Source organism: Flagellimonas oceanensis (assembly GCF_003992595.1).
In the GTDB taxonomy this organism is placed as follows: Bacteria; Bacteroidota; Bacteroidia; order Flavobacteriales; family Flavobacteriaceae; genus Flagellimonas; species Flagellimonas oceanensis.
In genome coordinates, this window is the sequence record NZ_RZNA01000048.1 from 197,407 (window position 1) to 214,606 (window position 17,200).

At 41.0% G+C, this 17,200-nt stretch carries 16 protein-coding genes; 7 read left to right on the forward strand and 9 right to left on the reverse strand.

The genetic code is table 11. The features are described 5' to 3' along the window. Positions 1-75: 75 nt before the first annotated feature. The 9 genes from EO132_RS15755 to EO132_RS15795 all read right to left on the reverse strand — a co-directional run bounded on the left by EO132_RS15755 (position 76) and on the right by EO132_RS15795 (position 10,242). Positions 76-564, reverse strand: a complete 489-nt coding sequence (locus tag EO132_RS15755) for a MarR family winged helix-turn-helix transcriptional regulator (protein ID WP_127138774.1) — start codon at positions 562-564, stop codon at positions 76-78. A gap of 217 nt (positions 565-781) precedes the next feature. Continuing rightward, positions 782-2,326, reverse strand: coding sequence for a M28 family metallopeptidase (locus EO132_RS15760; RefSeq protein WP_127138775.1), 1,545 nt, complete (start codon positions 2,324-2,326; stop codon positions 782-784). Between the two features lie 252 nt (positions 2,327-2,578). Further along, positions 2,579-4,231 carry a sodium:solute symporter gene (locus EO132_RS15765; RefSeq protein WP_127138776.1) on the reverse strand — a complete coding sequence of 551 codons (1,653 nt, stop codon included), beginning with the start codon at positions 4,229-4,231 and terminating at the stop codon, positions 2,579-2,581. Positions 4,232-4,256: 25 nt separating this feature from the next. After that, positions 4,257-5,582: a xylose isomerase gene (gene xylA, locus EO132_RS15770; RefSeq protein WP_127138777.1), complete on the reverse strand. Its 1,326-nt coding sequence runs from the start codon at positions 5,580-5,582 to the stop codon at positions 4,257-4,259. Between the two features lie 10 nt (positions 5,583-5,592). Then, complete coding sequence (locus EO132_RS15775) at positions 5,593-7,077, reverse strand: xylulokinase (RefSeq protein ID WP_127138778.1); 1,485 nt, start codon at positions 7,075-7,077, stop codon at positions 5,593-5,595. 285 nt (positions 7,078-7,362) lie between these two features. After that, on the reverse strand, positions 7,363-7,800 hold the full coding sequence (locus tag EO132_RS15780) for a BLUF domain-containing protein (RefSeq protein WP_127138779.1): 438 nt from the start codon (positions 7,798-7,800) through the stop codon (positions 7,363-7,365). A gap of 325 nt (positions 7,801-8,125) precedes the next feature. Continuing rightward, a complete protein-coding gene (locus EO132_RS15785) occupies positions 8,126-8,557 on the reverse strand; it encodes a response regulator (RefSeq protein ID WP_164732362.1) in 432 nt (143 codons plus the stop codon). Positions 8,558-8,732: 175 nt separating this feature from the next. Further along, positions 8,733-8,924: a hypothetical protein gene (locus EO132_RS15790; RefSeq protein ID WP_127138781.1), complete on the reverse strand. Its 192-nt coding sequence runs from the start codon at positions 8,922-8,924 to the stop codon at positions 8,733-8,735. A gap of 289 nt (positions 8,925-9,213) precedes the next feature. Further along, positions 9,214-10,242 carry a helix-turn-helix domain-containing protein gene (locus tag EO132_RS15795; protein ID WP_127138782.1) on the reverse strand — a complete coding sequence of 343 codons (1,029 nt, stop codon included), beginning with the start codon at positions 10,240-10,242 and terminating at the stop codon, positions 9,214-9,216. Positions 10,243-10,433: 191 nt separating this feature from the next. On the opposite strand from EO132_RS15795, the gene EO132_RS15800 reads away from it, so the two are divergent. From EO132_RS15800 to EO132_RS15830, 7 genes are all read left to right on the forward strand, one after another. Then, positions 10,434-10,769 carry a hypothetical protein gene (locus EO132_RS15800; RefSeq protein WP_127138783.1) on the forward strand — a complete coding sequence of 112 codons (336 nt, stop codon included), beginning with the start codon at positions 10,434-10,436 and terminating at the stop codon, positions 10,767-10,769. A 325-nt stretch (positions 10,770-11,094) separates the two neighbouring features. After that, positions 11,095-11,655: a helix-turn-helix domain-containing protein gene (locus EO132_RS15805; protein WP_127138784.1), complete on the forward strand. Its 561-nt coding sequence runs from the start codon at positions 11,095-11,097 to the stop codon at positions 11,653-11,655. Further along, positions 11,652-12,119, forward strand: coding sequence for a response regulator (locus EO132_RS15810; protein ID WP_127138785.1), 468 nt, complete (start codon positions 11,652-11,654; stop codon positions 12,117-12,119). The genes EO132_RS15805 and EO132_RS15810 overlap by 4 nt, the downstream gene beginning before the upstream one ends. Before the next feature lie 87 nt (positions 12,120-12,206). Then, complete coding sequence (locus tag EO132_RS15815) at positions 12,207-14,378, forward strand: ATP-binding protein (RefSeq protein ID WP_127138786.1); 2,172 nt, start codon at positions 12,207-12,209, stop codon at positions 14,376-14,378. Positions 14,379-14,612: 234 nt separating this feature from the next. Continuing rightward, positions 14,613-15,635, forward strand: coding sequence for a helix-turn-helix domain-containing protein (locus EO132_RS15820; RefSeq protein ID WP_127138787.1), 1,023 nt, complete (start codon positions 14,613-14,615; stop codon positions 15,633-15,635). A gap of 146 nt (positions 15,636-15,781) precedes the next feature. Continuing rightward, positions 15,782-16,021: a hypothetical protein gene (locus tag EO132_RS15825; protein WP_127138788.1), complete on the forward strand. Its 240-nt coding sequence runs from the start codon at positions 15,782-15,784 to the stop codon at positions 16,019-16,021. A gap of 922 nt (positions 16,022-16,943) precedes the next feature. Next, positions 16,944-17,200: helix-turn-helix domain-containing protein (locus EO132_RS15830; protein ID WP_164732267.1), on the forward strand; the 257-nt coding region annotated here is incomplete at its 3' end.

Sequence of the window (17,200 nt, forward strand, 5' to 3'; positions counted from 1 at the left end):
AAGTAATTTGATGTCAAATCAGTAAAAACCCATGAGGATATCCGATACTACTGAGGATATTCAATCAATATCGTATTATTGATTTTTGGAAAGGTCGTCACATAATGTAATTAGGGGAGCTGCATCCAAGTTTTCAGCTTCGAGCAGATGGATTAACAGCCCAACTCCTTTATAAAGGGTATCTGTTTCCTCTGGCGATAAGGATTCAATTTTTTTGGAGACTGTTTCTTGTAAAGTAACGGGGGATTTTTTGAGAAGATGGCTTCCTTTTGCAGTTAAAACTATGAAATAGCCGCGGCCATCATTAGGGTTGGGGGTTTTTACGATCAGCCCTTTGGATAGTAACCGATTGATGATGCCAGTTACCGTGCTCGCGTTCAACTCCAAATGATTTTTGACCTGGGTGGAAGTTGCCTTGAAATCTTCTTGGGTGTCCAAAAATTGAAGCGTTAGCAATTGTGGAATGCTAACTCCGAATTCTTTTTCGATACGCTTACTGTCAATATCAACTGATCGGATTATTTTACGAATCAGCGTGAGTATGTTGGGTTGATTGGGGTTCATTTACTATTTAAAGAGGGTACTGGCCATGACCGAGAAACCGATTTTACCTCAAATAAAATTACAAAATTTTCTTTGAGGGATGTAGATGATTTTCAATCAGAATAATAGAAAATTCAGGGTGCTTTTTAATGTTGTAGCAAATATGATGGGTAAATAAAAAAAACCTGTAGATCCATGGATTTACAGGTTTAAAACACTTCATTTTAGGTGCATTGAGTTAATCTGTGCCTGTTTCTAACGGCTCCCTTGGTAGCTTCTCTTCCCGTTGGGCGGTATTGTAAACAAAGGAAGCCACAATGACCGCCATTTGTTTTAGATCATCAATCACAAGACGCTCATAGGTGTCCATATTGGTATGATGCGTTCTGGTTCTATATTCAATAGGGTCTTGTATGAACTGAAAACCAGGTATGCCAATGGCATCAAACCCTAAATGGTCCGTGCCGCCCGTATTGCGGATAGTCAATGTGGTATTGTCAATAATGCTGTCAAACGGTTTGAACCATTCTTCAAAAATGGGTTTTACCTTGTCGTTGCCCTGCAAATAAATCCCTCTGATTCTACCTGTTCCATTGTCAATATTGTAATAAGCGGAAACTTTTTCCTGTTCCTTGGTCAGTTCCATGGTCTCTCGATCCCCAAAGTGGTTTTTCACGTAGTTTCTTGATCCATGAAGTCCTTGTTCCTCTCCGCCCCATAGCGCAATTCTAACAGTGCGTTTTGGGTTGAGCCCCGTTGCCTTTAAAATTCTTGCAGCTTCCATCATTACGATGCATCCGGCGGCATTATCCGTTGCTCCGGTAGCACCATGCCATGAATCCAAGTGTCCACCCATCATCACAATTTCAGACTTCAGTTTTTTGTCAGAACCCGGGATCTCCCCGATGACATTGTAACCTTGAAGGTCCGATTCATCAAAAGAGGTTTTGATTTCTGCTTCCACTTCAACAGGAACACCATTTGAATCCAAACGGGCCAGTAGGTTCAAATGTTCGGGTGCAACTTCTATTTCACTCACACTTTCTGGAGTGTCTTTTAAGTAGCCTCTTCCTCCACTGGTAAACAGGGTGCCTTCCATACCTCTGGCACCTTTTAAAATCACAGCGACTCCTTCTTCTTTAAGGAAGGTCCCTATTTTTTGGTTGAGTTCCCTCATGGCCATCCATCTTTTTCGTCTTTCCTCTTGCTCTGGGGTTCTTTCTCCTCTAGGCTCTTCGGGTTGCTCCATTTCTTTGAGCTGCTCTTCTGTAAAACGAACGGCATCCGGTTCAAAAGTAGGGCCTTGATCTCCGGAAGGTTTCACGGCAACAATGGCACCTTTAAGTGTGCCTTTGTACTTTGCAAAATCTTCTTCGGAACTGATATCCACAAAGACCACTTTTCCGCTGACTTCCCCATCGGTGCTCGTTGTCCAAGCTTTGGGTACTGCAATAAACGGCATGTAATAGGGTTTGGTCATGGCCACATAGCTTTTGTGTATTTCCCATCCTTTTCCAAATTCGCCCCAAGGCTCAAGATTTGTATTGGTCAAGCCCCATTCGGCTAGTTGCTCTGTGGCGTAATTTGCGGCCCTTTTGTAACCCTCGGAGTTACTGAGACGGGGCCCGGATTTATCAATCAGGTTAAAAGCAATAGCTTCAATGTGGGAGTTGTTGAATCCTTCGTTTTTAATCTTTTCAATAGCGTCTAAGTCAACACTTTCCTGGGATATCCCCATGGCCGTTGACAATAAAATTGAGACAAATAAAAGTTTGATTTTCATTTTGAAGTCATTTAAGGTTGGATTGGTTAAAATTGAATTAGCTTACATTTATTTCCTTGGAAATAATAATCTTCTGAAGATATGAAAAACTTGCCTGTAAACACCTCAAAAATAGGGTGTAGTGATAATTCTTGTCATTAATCAAATTATAAGTGCGAATAGTTTGGGAAAATGCAATAATTGATTTAGAAATGATGAAAATGAAAAGCCCCGAAATTCGGGGCTTTTTTACATGCTGTATTTTTTGAGTTTTTATCCCGTAAAGTAGGATAGAATACCAATGACCAATACCACTAGGAGCACCGAAAGCACAACATCGATGGTACTGTAACTGCCCTTGGAGTTCACACGGTCTTCTGGAGACAGTGTACCAAAGGATAGGCCTTTGATGGTCGCATAGTCGGGTGGGGAAGTGGCCAAAGTGACCGCAATACACAGTATTACAGAAAATATGAACATAAAAATGGCCATGTGCGCAAAATTTACGGAGGCAAACTGGAACAGAAAACCGGAGGCCTCAGTGCCAGCAGCGATTTGTGGCTGATAATATATCTCAGAGCCCAGTCGTACTATCAAAAGTAGCAGTCCGGCAAACAAAGTGGTAATGGCCGCCTTTGAGTTTACCCTTTTCCATATTATCCCAAGTAAGAATACCGTGGTCACTGGAGGGGCAATATACGATTGTACGTTCTGTAGGTATTGGTACATGACACCTCCGCCGATTTTGTCCATAATGGGAATCCAGATAATGCCGAGCACCACAATAATCCCCGTGGCAATCTTACCTATGGTCAACAATTCCCGTTCAGATTTCTCTGGGCGTAGTTTTTTGTAGATGTCAATGGTAAAAATCGTGGAACATGAATTGAACACGGATGCCAATGAGCTCATCAGTGCAGCCATAAGACCACCTGCGACCAAACCTTTTAATCCAACGGGAAGAAGGGTCTTTACCAACATCGGGAATGCCCTGTCAGCTCTGTCCACACTAAAAACCTCAGGGTTTTGTATGGTCAGTGCGAATGCGATGATACCAGGTATCAAGAAAATAAGAATGGGCATCAATTTTAGATAGGCCCCGAAAATGGCCCCGCGCCTACCGATTTTAATATTGTTGGCCGCCAAGGTACGCTGTACAATATATTGGTCCGTACACCAATACCAGATACCCACAATGGTTCCCCCGAACAACAGTCCGGTCCAAGGGAAATCCGGGTCGCTCATGGGTCTCCACATATTAAAATGGTCGGGACTTACCGATGTGACCGTTTCATGCAGCTGTCCCCAACCACCTACTTCGTTCAATCCCAAATAGGTAATGATCAAGGAGCCCAAAATCAGAATGACTGTCTGTAGGGTTTCGGTATAGATCACGGCTTTCATACCTCCGATGACGGTATAGATTCCCGTGAATATCACCACCCCGATGGCTCCGTACCAAAATGGTATGCCCAAGAGCTCCGAAACCACGATACCCCCGGCATAAATGGTTACCGAAACTTTGGTCAGCACATAGGCGACCAGTGAGAAAATGGACAAGAACCACCTTGAACGGCCATCGAACCGCTTTTCCAAAAACTCTGGCATGGTAAAGGCACCACTTCGGATGTAGAACGGTAGGAACAACCAGCCAAGCAACAATACGATCCAGGCATGCAGTTCGTAATGGGCCATGGGTGTCCCGGATTCGAATCCGGTACCAGCAAGGCCCACCACGTGTTCAGAACCGATATTCGAGGCAAAGATGGAGGCCCCAATTACAAACCATCCCACATTTCTACCGGCCAAAAAATAGTCTTCGGTGTTTTTGTTTTTCTGGGATACTACCCAAACGGCCACGCCTATCAAGGCCAAAAAGTAGATGCCTAGGACAATCCAATCCGGTTTTTCCAAAACTGATTCCATAATTCAAGTTTGATTGGTTATCGGTTTATATGTATTGGTTGATGATGTTCTCGAACAGTTCTTGCTGACCACTGCGCTGTTTGATGTCTTGGTTGTCAGTCGCGTGTTTGTAAAGGTCTTCCAAGCTGAGTTGGCCGTCTTCAAATGCTTTTCCTGTTCCACCATCGAAAGATGCGTAGCGTTCTTTGCGCATTTCCTTGTATTTGGATTTGGAAAGAATGTCGTTCGCTGCCAGTAGAGCACGTGCAAAGGCATCCATTCCACCAATGTGTGCATGGAAAACATCTTCCAAGTCAGTTGAATTTCTACGCACCTTGGCATCAAAGTTCACGCCACCGCCTTGGAAGCCACCTGCTTCAAGAATAATCAACATGGACTGGGTAAGTTCATACACATCCACTGGGAACTGATCGGTATCCCAACCGTTTTGGTAATCCCCCCTGTTGGCATCGATACTGCCCAGCATATTGTTGTCCGCTGCAATCTGAAGTTCGTGCTCAAAAGTGTGTTGGGCCAAGGTCGCATGGTTTACCTCGATATTCAGTTTAAAGTCATCTTGCAGGCCGTATTTGTTCAAAAATCCAAGTACTGTGGCCGAATCAAAGTCATATTGGTGCTTGGTGGGCTCCATGGGCTTTGGTTCAATAAAGAACGTTCCTTTGAAACCTTGTGCCCTTGCATAATCCTTTGCCATGTGAAGGAACCTCGCCATATGGTCCAGTTCGCGCCCCATATCGGTGTTCAGCAAGGACATGTATCCTTCACGTCCCCCCCAGAAAACATAGTTTTCGCCATTCAATTTGATGGTGGCATCCAAGGCATTTTTCACTTGGGCCCCTGCAGCGGCCAAGACATCAAAATCGGGATTGGTGGCAGCACCGTTCATATATCTGGGATTGCTAAAGCAATTGGCCGTTCCCCACAACAGCTTTACTCCGGATGCGGCCATTTTTTCCTTGGCGTAATCCGTAATGGTATCCAATCTTTTTTCCGATTCGGCCAATGTGCCGCCCTCATCTATCAGGTCAACATCGTGGAAGCAGAAATACGGTGCCCCTATTTTTGTGATAAACTCAAAAGCGGCATCCATTTTGTCCTTCGCCTGTTGAACAGGGTCCGTGTTGGCAAACCAAGGGAAATTCTTGGTGGGTGCTCCAAAAGGGTCACTGCCCGTGTCATTGAATGTATGCCAATAGGCTATGGCAAACTTAAAATGTTCCTTCATGGTTTTACCGGCCACTACTTTATTCTCGTCATAATATTTAAAGGCGAACGGATTGTCCGATTCCTTTCCTTCAAAGGAAATTTTGCCTATGCCCTTAAAATACTCCTTGTCTCCAGTTGTAATCATAATTTTAAATTCAGTTGTCTATATATTCGTTTAGATTGTTTTTCCATGCTCGGTACGCCTCTTGGTATGCTTCTACGGAGGCATCGGGTCGGTAGGTTTGTTCGATTTGATCGGAAGCTGTTGCCTCCCCAATATTTTTGAAATCCCCAAAGGCACAAGCTGCTGCCCTGGCCGCACCTACGGCCCCCGTGGTCTCCACGACATCGATTTGGCTATTGGAAAGTGTTGCGATGGTCTTTGAAAATATTCCTGCCCTGAACAAATTGTCGTTTCCAGCTTTTATCGATGCGATGTCCACGCCATCATTTTTTAGGATTTCCATGCCATATACAAATGAAAAGGCAATACCTTCCAATGCGGCTCTGTATATATGAGGAGCCTTATGCACATTGAAATTGATGTTCAACATGCGCGATCCTTTGTTTATGTTGTTCAGCATGCGTTCTGCACCATTCCCAAAAGGTAGGATATGAAGGCCATCGGAACCTACGGGTACGGATTCCGCCTGTTGGTTCATGGTATCATAGCTGAGACCATTGCTTATCTCTGAGCGAACCCAATTATATTGGATCCCAGTTCCGTTGATGCACAATAGTTTGCCGATTCGGGTCTGGTGGTCGGTGTGGTTGATATGGGCAAAACTGTTGATCCTCGTATGTTCCCGCGTCTTTTTTTGACCTGAAATGGCATAGACCACACCTGAGGTACCACCTGTGGCGGCAATTTGACCTGGTTCCATCACATTTAAGGCCAATGCATTGTTGGGCTGGTCCCCGGCACGGTACATTACCGGTATTCCCTCGGGCAGACCGGATTCCTCAGCGCCCTGTTTGCTCACGCGACCTTGATCTGAAAAGGAGGGCCGGATTTCAGGAACCAATGACGGGTCGATTCCCGCATCTTCCAATAACCAGTTGGCAACTTGATTTTCTTTAAAGTCCCACATGATCCCTTCAGATAGGCCGGATGGTGTGGTCACACAAGCACCCGTGAGCTTCATGGCAAGAAAGTCGCCGGGCAACATGAATTTGTATATTTTATTGTAAAGTTCGGGTTCGTTGTCCTTGACCCATTTCAGCTTGGAAAGCGTGAAGTTTCCCGGGGAATTCAATAAATGGTCCACACATTTCTGTTCCCCCGAAGCCTGAAACAATTCTTCCCCGGTGTCCACAGCGCGGCTATCGCACCAGATAATGGAAGGCCGTATCACTTGGAGCGACTTATCCACGACCACCAAACCGTGCATTTGATAGGAAATACCAATGCCCTTGATGCTATTTTTGTCAATGGAGTTTTCTGATAGGAGTTGCTGGGTGGCCAAGCAGGCATATTTCCACCACAGTTCTGGATGCTGTTCTCCCCAACCTATGTTGATGGAGTCGATCGGCATTTCTTTTTTGGGTTCTTGAATTATATCTTTGACCTTGCCATTGTCGGCATTGACCAATGCCGCTTTAATCGAGGAACTACCAATATCGAAACCTATCCAGTACATTGATTAGTGACTTTGTATTTTTTGAATATAGACATTCAAATATAGCCAAGGAATTGATTGTGTAGGCGTGTATTTTTGATTTTCTTTCCGCTTTGGACGTATTTAAATGTATTTAACACACTAATCAACATTTGATCATTGGTTGAAACACCAATTTTAAGAAGTGTAAAAAAGACATAATGAACGATTGGGATATAAAAACAAAGAACCCGCAAATTAAATATTTGCGGGCTTTTTTTGTGCTTTATTGAAGTTGGAGGTCTTTGATGCACCTGCTACCGGTATTTACATGTCCGGCGGATTTGAGATCAAAAACTTGGTTCTGTCCCAAAATAATTTGGCCGTGAGGTGTTTTGGTTCCGTAAAGTCGGCCAATAGCAATAGGTTTCTTTTGAATTGTTCAAACTCACTTTGGCTGGTGTTACTTGCATCTATGGGGTAATAAGCCATGCCCCAATTGGGAAAGCTCCTTTCCACGTTGTGGTCCTCAGAAAACATATGGACCTCTTTGTGTCTTTGGTCCACTTTGATTTTTTCGTAGGTGGCCAATACTTTGGATTTTTCTCCCTCCAAGACTTGGATGAAACCGCCACGATAATAGATGAGGCACCCTGTAATACCATCGCGCTTGTTGTTGTTGCGCGATTGTTCCAGTAATAGTGCCATGTCATTGTTGTCCATTTTATCGGCAACGACCGATTCGTAGGTTAGTGTATATACCATTGATAGTGCAAAATTTATAAAGATAGTTCAATGGGCTATATGGACAAAGTCGTAATGTTTTAAAATCATCTTAAAATGAATTTTCGCCAATAATTTGAGACCTCATAATTGTGTAACAGAATCATAAAATAATGTAACTGGATTTTAACTAGGACTTGACATCTTTGTAATATAGATTTTAGAAAAAATTAAAGTTGAAAACGACTTTTTAAGTTGTAAGAAATATAAGTTGGTTGGTTGTAAAAGGAGCGGACGTACTTTGTCCGCTCTTTTTAATTTTCACCTAGGGCTGGCGATTATGTTTGGGAGTGTATTCCTGAATCAATTATTCAAAAATGATGAATTTTTGTTCCTTGTTTACCTCGGGTGATGACAAATCCTTTATGTGGTTGACACATTTGTACACCAGTGTTTTAAGTTGATTATAGGAAGTTGGTTTTTTGAGATATCCCGTTGCTCCCATTTCTTCAAGTCGTTCCACTTCCATAGGATGAAATGATGTGGAATATATAATCACTGGAATGTCAAGGAATTTTTCGTCTTGTCGGATATCGGACAAGCACTCGAACCCATTCATCAACGGCATGTTCAAATCCAAGAAAATAACATCGGGCAAGGCTTTATCCGAATGAAGGTTTGCCATTAGTCCAACGCCATCAGGAAACTCCGTGGTTTCCATTTTCATTGGAATTTCGTCCAATACTTCCGAAAAAAAGATGCGGTCGTCTTTGTCGTCATCTGCAAGAAATATGTTCATGATATTTTGATGGTATTTTTTATAATCACAGCAATTTAGAACATTCATGGTCCTTTTAAGTAATCCGTTTGCACAAAATAGTGACCCAAAAGAAAAACCCTCAACAAATGAGGGTCATGAAAAAGGGGAACTTTTTTGGAGGCTTTTTGGCCGCCAATAGAACTCTTGCCGATCATTAGTTTGTGCTTTGAAAAAACATGCCCGAAAGAAATATCCCGAAGGCAATGAGAATCAAGATGCTCAATATGATTACAAAGCCCAGTTTTGTGATTCCGGTTTTTTGAAAAATATAATTTCCCTTTGGGTTATTTTCTTCTTTGACTAGTTCAGCATTTTCTTCTGGCTGTTTCTGGTCTTTATCTTTCATTAGCAATTTTTTTAATTAAGAAATGGTTTGGATTGCTTAAAAAGCAAGCTTTCATGCTTTCTGTTCATGTAAATCTATCCATCATAAGCATGGTACCAAACTATGGCTTTTGTAATGATACCCTTGACAGTTTCGAATAAAATATTGACTCAAAAAGAATCGATTTTGTTCATTTTGAATTCAAATGAGTTAATTATTAGGATTAATGGAGTAAAGAGGCTCTTATTGGTATAAGGATGGAGCTAGAAGGATGTTGTGCGATTTTTTGCGAGTGCCATAAACAAGTTTCTTATCTATCCCTCTTTTTAAGCTGATTGTGGTACTCTTTGGGCGAAACCCCATATTTTTCCTTAAAAAGCTTGGATAAATAACTCCTGGAGTTGATTCCGATTTTATAGCTTATTTCGGAAATGTTCATATCGGTGTTTTCCAAAAGTTCCTTTGCCTTTTCAATTCTGTAGTTCCTGATGTACTCATTTACAGAAACCTTGTACAGTTTTTTAAATCCCTGTTGTAGTGTGTTTTGGTTAAGTTCCACCCTTTTGGCAAGGCTCACAATATTGTCCAGCCTATTCAGTTCATCTTGGATTATTTCGGCGGCCTTTTCAATTTTGGACAGTGTGGCCTGCCTCAGTATTTTTTGTCCCCCTTCTCCGTTCATGTCATCCAAATACTGTTGTAGTTGGTGCGACAGTATTTCATACGCTTTCCCTTCTTGGTAAACGGTCTTCATAAAATGGGTAAGGTCGCATTCTGTGAACTCCTCCAAGAATTTTGCAATTTCCAGACTGTAGTGCCCTTTATGGAAAAAAAGCTGTGTTCCGTTCACATCCCTGAATAAGGTCATGAGGTCTTCGTTCATTTCTCCCAAGAATTCGCTAATCTTATCTTCGAACAGCTTTCGGTTGATTTCCAGACTGTATATGCAAAGGGGTTGATCGGCGGGTAACGTAAAGATATGGTTGTTTTGGGGTGTACTGGATAAAATAGCGCTTTCCAGTTTATTGATCTCGTTCAGCTCGTCGGTTTCATCAAACTGCTGATATATGGTCGACTCTCTATTAAAAATCAATTTTAACGGATGTACCAACCCCTTTTGGTGTTCTAGAATCAACTCTTCATTTAATTGGCAGTCAAATTCCAAAACGCCCACTCCATGCTCAAAGTGGGTTCCTTTGATAAATCCTGACCCAATTTTTTTTGGAATTCGCACACAAAATTCATTGTTGTCCTCTTCCACGTCCACTTTAAAATTATCGGAAAGGTCTTCGATTATTTGTTTAATATCGGTGTCACATATTTCTAATTTAACGCTCATTTTTCTCTCTCTTTAATGTAGTCGCAATTGAAATAACTGCTCGAATCAATAAGGGCCTAAGTCTATTTTTAAACCGTTAAGTAAGTACATTTTTTGAATATCTGCCAAATTAATTCCATTTGAATTAATATTGATGGCAAATGGGTCAACGGAATAAAAGTGATTCCGTCATATTTGATAAAAAGCACGATATGGGTAATAATTTTGCAAAACACGAGAAAGACTATATTGCTGAATATCAGCAAAAAGGATACGATGTTAATTTTAGAATCGAAGATGAGAAGTTGGTCGCATCGGATTCAAAAAACACCTACAGACCTAAAGAGATTTCCATTGTTGCCGAGCATCGGTACGAAGGAATGAGTAATCCCTCCGATTTGTCCATTTTATATGTGATAGAGACCGATAAGGGGGAGAAGGGGACATTTTTGATGGGATATGGCCCCAACGCAAGTATGGAAGCCAATGAATTCTTTAAAGAAGTTCCGGACGAAAATTTTTCCGACAAAGCCAATATCGACGGATAAAAAGCATTGGAAACAGACTTCCGTCAACATCATTTTGTTCTATTCTGGAAATAATCGTCCAGATTGATAATGCTTTTGTTGTCCTTATCGTTTCAGACAAAGTTTCAACAACTTGCTAATTCGGGGTGTTATTTATAAAAGCTCTCCTTTGCGGTATTCTTTTATGGCTTATCCTCAATAGGAGAGGTCATCTCTTACCATTTGCGCAATAAGTTCAATATTGGTCATAAACCACATGAAAGTGTTAAATTATTATTTAAATTTATTCTAAACTTGCAGAGGACTTCTCCGAGCGATCCAATACTATTTTTTATGATACAGAAGAATGAAGATCAACGTTAAATTCGATTTGGATATTACCTGTAAAAAGGTTTTGGAGGAGCAGTTGAATAAATTGGATATTCCACATACTATTTATAGTTCAGGTGAGGTAGAGCTGAAAAGAATGCTCTCGGAGGAAGAGTTGGAAGAACTTTCAGGTAATTTAAGCACTTATGGTATTCAAATCTTGAATGACCAAAAAATTGCCTTGGTACAGCGAATCAAGAATACCATTAACGAAATGTTGGAGGCGGATACGCCCCAAGCACATACGGTGTCCATATATCTATCCGAAAAATTGAATTATTCCTATACCTATTTATCCAATCTTTTTTCGGAAGCGACCTATACATCCATAGAGAATTTTGTGATTCTCAGAAAAGTTGACCATGCCAAAGAACTTATGGCCAACACCGACCTAACATTAACAGAAATTGCTTATCGTTTAAACTATAGCAGTGTGGCGCATTTATCAAGCCAGTTTAAAAAAACCACTGGGTTGACGCCAACCAAATTCCAACGAATTTTAGAAAAACGAAGAGGTAAACGAATTGAAACTATATGAAGATACAATCCGCACAAACAGGTGCGCAAATATTGAATATTGCACTAGCCGATGACGATGAAGATGACCGTCAATTTTTTCAAGATGCCATAGAGGACATCTCCATCAAAACAAAGCTATCCTTGCTCAATGATGGCCAGGAGCTGATGGATTATTTGAACCTACCCAATGTAGTGCTGCCCAATCTGGTTTTCTTGGACCTAAACATGCCCATTAAAAACGGGATGCAATGCCTAAAAGAAATAAGGGCAAACGCTGACTTGGATAAAGTTTGTATTGCGATTTACTCCACTTCGTGTTCCGAGAACGATATTGAGGACACCTTTGTGAACGGGGCCAATATTTATTTGAACAAGCCCAACAACTTCAATAAGCTGAGGGATTCCATAGAGAAGGTACTGCAAATAAATTGGCAGTACCACACCTCAAATCTTAATAGAGACAATTTTTTATTGCGATTGTAGTACTGTTTCTGCGATAGAAGCCTTATTTATGCAGTAGTAGATAAGGTAAATCCATACCAAAACAACCTTTGGTCTTTAAACAGATAAATGAACTTTAAGATATTTCGTCGTATTGCCAATTCCCCAATCTTTGATAGGGTGGCTTTGGTTATGGCGATTATTCTATTATTATCCATAACCATGGTCCTGTTCAATCAAATCAGGACATTGAACACTTCTGCGGATCAGGTTTCCCATTCCTTAACGGTTGATAAGGAAATCAATTCACTGTTTTCACAATACGATTTAATGGAATCTGCCGAATTCAGATCGGTCATATTAAAGGATACCACTTTTGAAGAATCCTATATCGACCGAAAGATAGAAGGGGACCAGATTTTGGGCAGGCTCCAAAGGCTCATGGAAAGCGATACCCATCAAAAGGAACACTTGGAATCCGTTACCAAACTAAAGGACAGTTTTCATAGTACATTAACCGCTTTGCATGGGAAGGTCAATCCGTCGTATGCCGATTCCACGGCAATGGTTTATGTGGATAGAGCTGGAAAACTACTTAAAGACCTTAGAGGTTTAAAACAGGAAATGTTGAAAAGCAATCAAGATTTTCTACAAGATCAGCTTGCAACCTACCGAAGGTTGACATTTCTTACCCCTCTTACTACACTTTTACTGGCTCTCTTTTCCATAATTGTCTTTACTATTGCGTTTTTCCGTCTACGCCGCCAAAAAAATCAAATCCAATCTTCCGAAATGTTGCTGCAAAACATTGTGCAGAGTACGGATAACATTATGAATTTTTATGAACCCATTTATGATTCGAATGGAACCGTTGTGGATTTTAAGGTGGTTTTTGCAAACATATGTAACCGCGATTATTTAAACCTAGAACCCAAAGACTTAGTAGGTAAACCCATTTCTGAGGTATTTCCTTTTGTGTTGAAGAACAACGAATTGCAGCGGATGATTGACTGTTACAATAGGGACGAAACCATTGATTTTGAGCGGATGGTCGATGTTGATGGGGAAAACTATTGGTTTCACACCTTTGTTAAGGCCGTTGATGAGGGCCTCTTGGAGGTGGTCCGAAACAATACGGAAGAATTTAATGCCAAGGAAAGTCTGTTAAAGGCCAACCAAGAGCTGGAGGTTCAAAATTTTATTATGATGGAGGCCAAGAAAGTGGCAAAAATCGGGAGCTACACTTGGAATGTAGAAAATGGCCCTCCTGAGATTTCCGACAATTTTTATCGATTGTTGGGTTGTGAGCCAGGTGAATTTGTTCCCACTATGGATAATTACAGGGAATTTATCCATCCTGAAGATCTAAACGATTTTGATCAGTATGGGGAATGGCAAAGAGAACAAAAAAAGCCGAGGAACTATACGTATAGAATAGTTACCAAGCAAGGAAAGGTAAAGCACCTACGAACCAAAGGCGAATTCATAGAGAAGGAAGGTGAATCCGTATTAATGGGAGTAGTGCAGGATGTTACCGAGCAAATCGCCGCAGAGAATGCCATGAGGGTCAAAAACCTCGAATTGCAGCGTAGTAATGTGGAATTGGAGTCCTTTAACCGTGTAGTAAGCCATGATTTGCAAGAACCCTTGCGAAAAATTCAAATGTTCATATCCCGAATAGACGATTCTGAAATGGACAGACTTTCTGATAGGGGAAAGCGATATTTTGATAAGATCAATAAGGTAGCTGCCCGAATGCAGTCCCTTATCCGGAATTTGCTGACCTATTCTCGGATTGACAATACCCATGACAATTTTGAGCACATTGCCCTGGATGAGTTATTGCTCAAGGTTCAAGAAGATCAGTCGGAACGCATAAATGCTTTAGAGGCAGAGCTTGTTTGGGAAGCTATGCCCGAGGTGCAGGGCGTTGTATTTCAGTTGGAACAATTGTTCAGTAATCTAATATCCAATTCCCTCAAATATCATAGTAGCGAGGAAGCACCTAAAATCAGCATCAAATCCGAACAAGTAGCCTGGGATACAATAGAAGCTCAATTTTTTAAAAGTGCGAAAATATATCACAAAATTACCTACACCGATAATGGTATCGGTTTCGACAATAAGAATGCGGGCAAGATCTTTGAGGTTTTTCAACGTCTTCATCCAAAAACAAAATATTCCGGTACAGGAATAGGATTGGCCATTTGTAAAAAAATTGTGGAAAACCATCGGGGTTATATCCATGCTTCAGGAGAATTGGGCAAAGGCTCCGTTTTCACGATTTACTTGCCTTCTTAATCTTTTCAAAACATCGATTAGTGGTCCACTTGTACCGATAATCAGTTGGCCATAGCATCAAATTCACACTTTTTAAGGGTTCTTTAACGGAATTCTGTCCCGTTTCCAAAAATTATATAACACAATCCAAAAGTTGTATAATATATAAAGAGGGGTTCATGGTGATCTTTACCTTATCAAAATTTTCCATACTAACCAGTAATAGAAAATAAACTTTTAACACACTAAAAAGCCATGAAAACTGTATCCCTAAAAGCAGCTAGAATAAATCAGGTATTTGAAAAATTTCAAAAAGATTTTGGAGGCGACTTGCGTAAAGAAAGCGAAGAACATATACTGGAAATGGATAATCCATTGGCCAAAGGACTCGTAAGAGGAATAACCTTTAAAGGAGGAATCAGCTATATGGAGTTCGATGTTGAGTTTTCCGAGGACTTGGTTCTTGTGGCCAACTCCCCAAAATATACCCCTATTTGTTTCACGTATTGTTCCCAAGGTCATATTGAGCATAGTTTTGGACGCAATGGGGAAAAAACAGAGCTGGAAAATTTCCAAACGGGAATTCTTACCAGTAAAACAAAACAGGATAACGTACTCTATTTTGCCAAAGACGTTCATTTAAAAATGATAATGATCGTTGTCAATCCTGTAAAAAAATTAAATGAGGAAGCTCATCTTAACCAAGAGCTGCAAAAACTCTTTTTCAAAGATAATGTGGCCGATAATTTCACTTATGTGGGATCATATAATCTAAAAGTTGCCGAAAAGGTAAGACAGTTGAACGCAATATCGGAGAAGGGAATCGCGAGAAGATTGATGACCGAGGGTCTGGTACACTTAATACTGGCGCTTGAGATACAGCAACACTCCGACGACCTTAAAAAGTCTGCCACCAAGGAATCATCCCTGACAGCAAAAGAGCAAGAGACCATACGGGAACTTTCTTTGTTCATTAACAACTACCCGGAAAAACAGTTGTCCGTTTCATATCTATGCAAAAAAGGAGGCCTGTCCCCGTCCAAATTGCAGGAAGGCTTCAAATTGATGCATGGCACAACCGTTACGGACTACATTCGAGATGTGCGAATCATCAAGGCCGAGGACCTTATCAAAAACACCGACATGAACATTTCCGAAGTGGTTTACAGTATCGGGTTTATCAGTAGAAGTTACTTCTCTAAAATATTTAAGGCAAAATTCAATTGCAGTCCAAAAGAATACAAGGACAAACAAACTGCATTTGCAGTATCTGCCTAAACAAATAACGAAATACACCTCTTGATGGAATAGTGGGACCGGATAAGAGGGACAGATAAAAATCTGTGGTAAGGACCGGGTATATTGAGCTCAAATCATTTGCCGGTCTTTATTTTATTGATAACACAAAAAGAAACACACTACCTATGAAAAGATTTGCAAGCATATTTGCCGTCCTTTCAATTATGATACTTTCCAATGCTTGTATAAACCAGAATATCAACCATACCGAGGGAAAAGATAAGCTAGGGGAAGTACAAGGAATTCAAAACGAAAGTATGGGAAAGTATAGGGAATGGTCCAAGGGCCAAGGATGTGGTGATAGTACCCAAGTCAATGGAGATTCCACAAGTCTGAAATTGGTGGGTAGGTCACTGCAATTATAATATACTGTCAAAACCTTGTGCTGCTTAAGGAAAATGAAAAATCCCCGTGAGACGCAATTCACGGGGATTTTTTGATTCGTGGAGCTATGGGCATTATACCGTAGTGGTACTGCTCATTTTATCGCCTCCAACCAAAATCTTAGTATCTGGTTGGCCAATTCGAATCGACCATTGTCGATATTGTCCGAATCTTTCGTAATCCATCCCCCGTCCCCAAAATTTTGATCAAAAGATCGAGAAAATAGCGAAAGGAAAAAACAGAATAATTAATAGTGGAATATTTTTTATATGATGAACAGTCAATGGTCTAAAGTAGTTGTCATTGTGCCATTCCAGCGAGGATATAAAGTTAATTTTTAAGTCTCACATATTTGTCGGTATTCTAGATTCAAGTATATTCTCGTTATGTTTTCCTATATTTTTGTGGATTCATGTCCCTGTAGGGTCAAGCCAATTAAATTGAGTTGGATTGGATATATGAATTTACTTCGTTCGCTTTGTTGTTGTATCCTCGGATGAATTCTTTACCAATTGTTTGGCAATTTAAATATGGATTTATATTGACAACTTTAAACACAGGATTCTCTTACCACTTTTTACAGGTTCGGTATTGTTGTGTGTCATTCAAAAGGTTTTTTTCCGTTTTTGATAGTCAATTGCTTGATGTTTTATGTCGCTATTTAGGCAAACTTGTCATTTTTTAATAAAAGTTGATTTGTAAATTGTATTTGAGGTCTTGATTCGCGTAAAATATATTCCTGCGCTCAATGTGCAAAAAACGGGCATAGTATACCACCTGCGGCGGATTAAACTGAGCCACCCGCGGCGGACCAAAGTGAGCATAGTGGGGCGGATGAAAGTGAGCCACTAAAAAGATCGATTCTATTTGAGTGTTGCGATGGTTTCTTTTGTAAAAAAGACCATGGCGAACAAACAGATAGATATGCGAAAGGCAAAAAGGATTTACAAATTGTACGGCGAGGGGGCCAGCAAGCGACGGATCAGCAAGGAACTTGGCATCTCCCGCAACACGGTGGCCAAGTACATCGAGTTCTTCAAGTGCTACAGGCTGACGCCCTACGAGGTCTCGGAGATGACCCTGGAGGAGATCCACAGGCTCTTCAAGGCGGACCAAAAGCCCAAGAGCGAACAGCTGAGGACCTTAGAGCGGTACTTCCC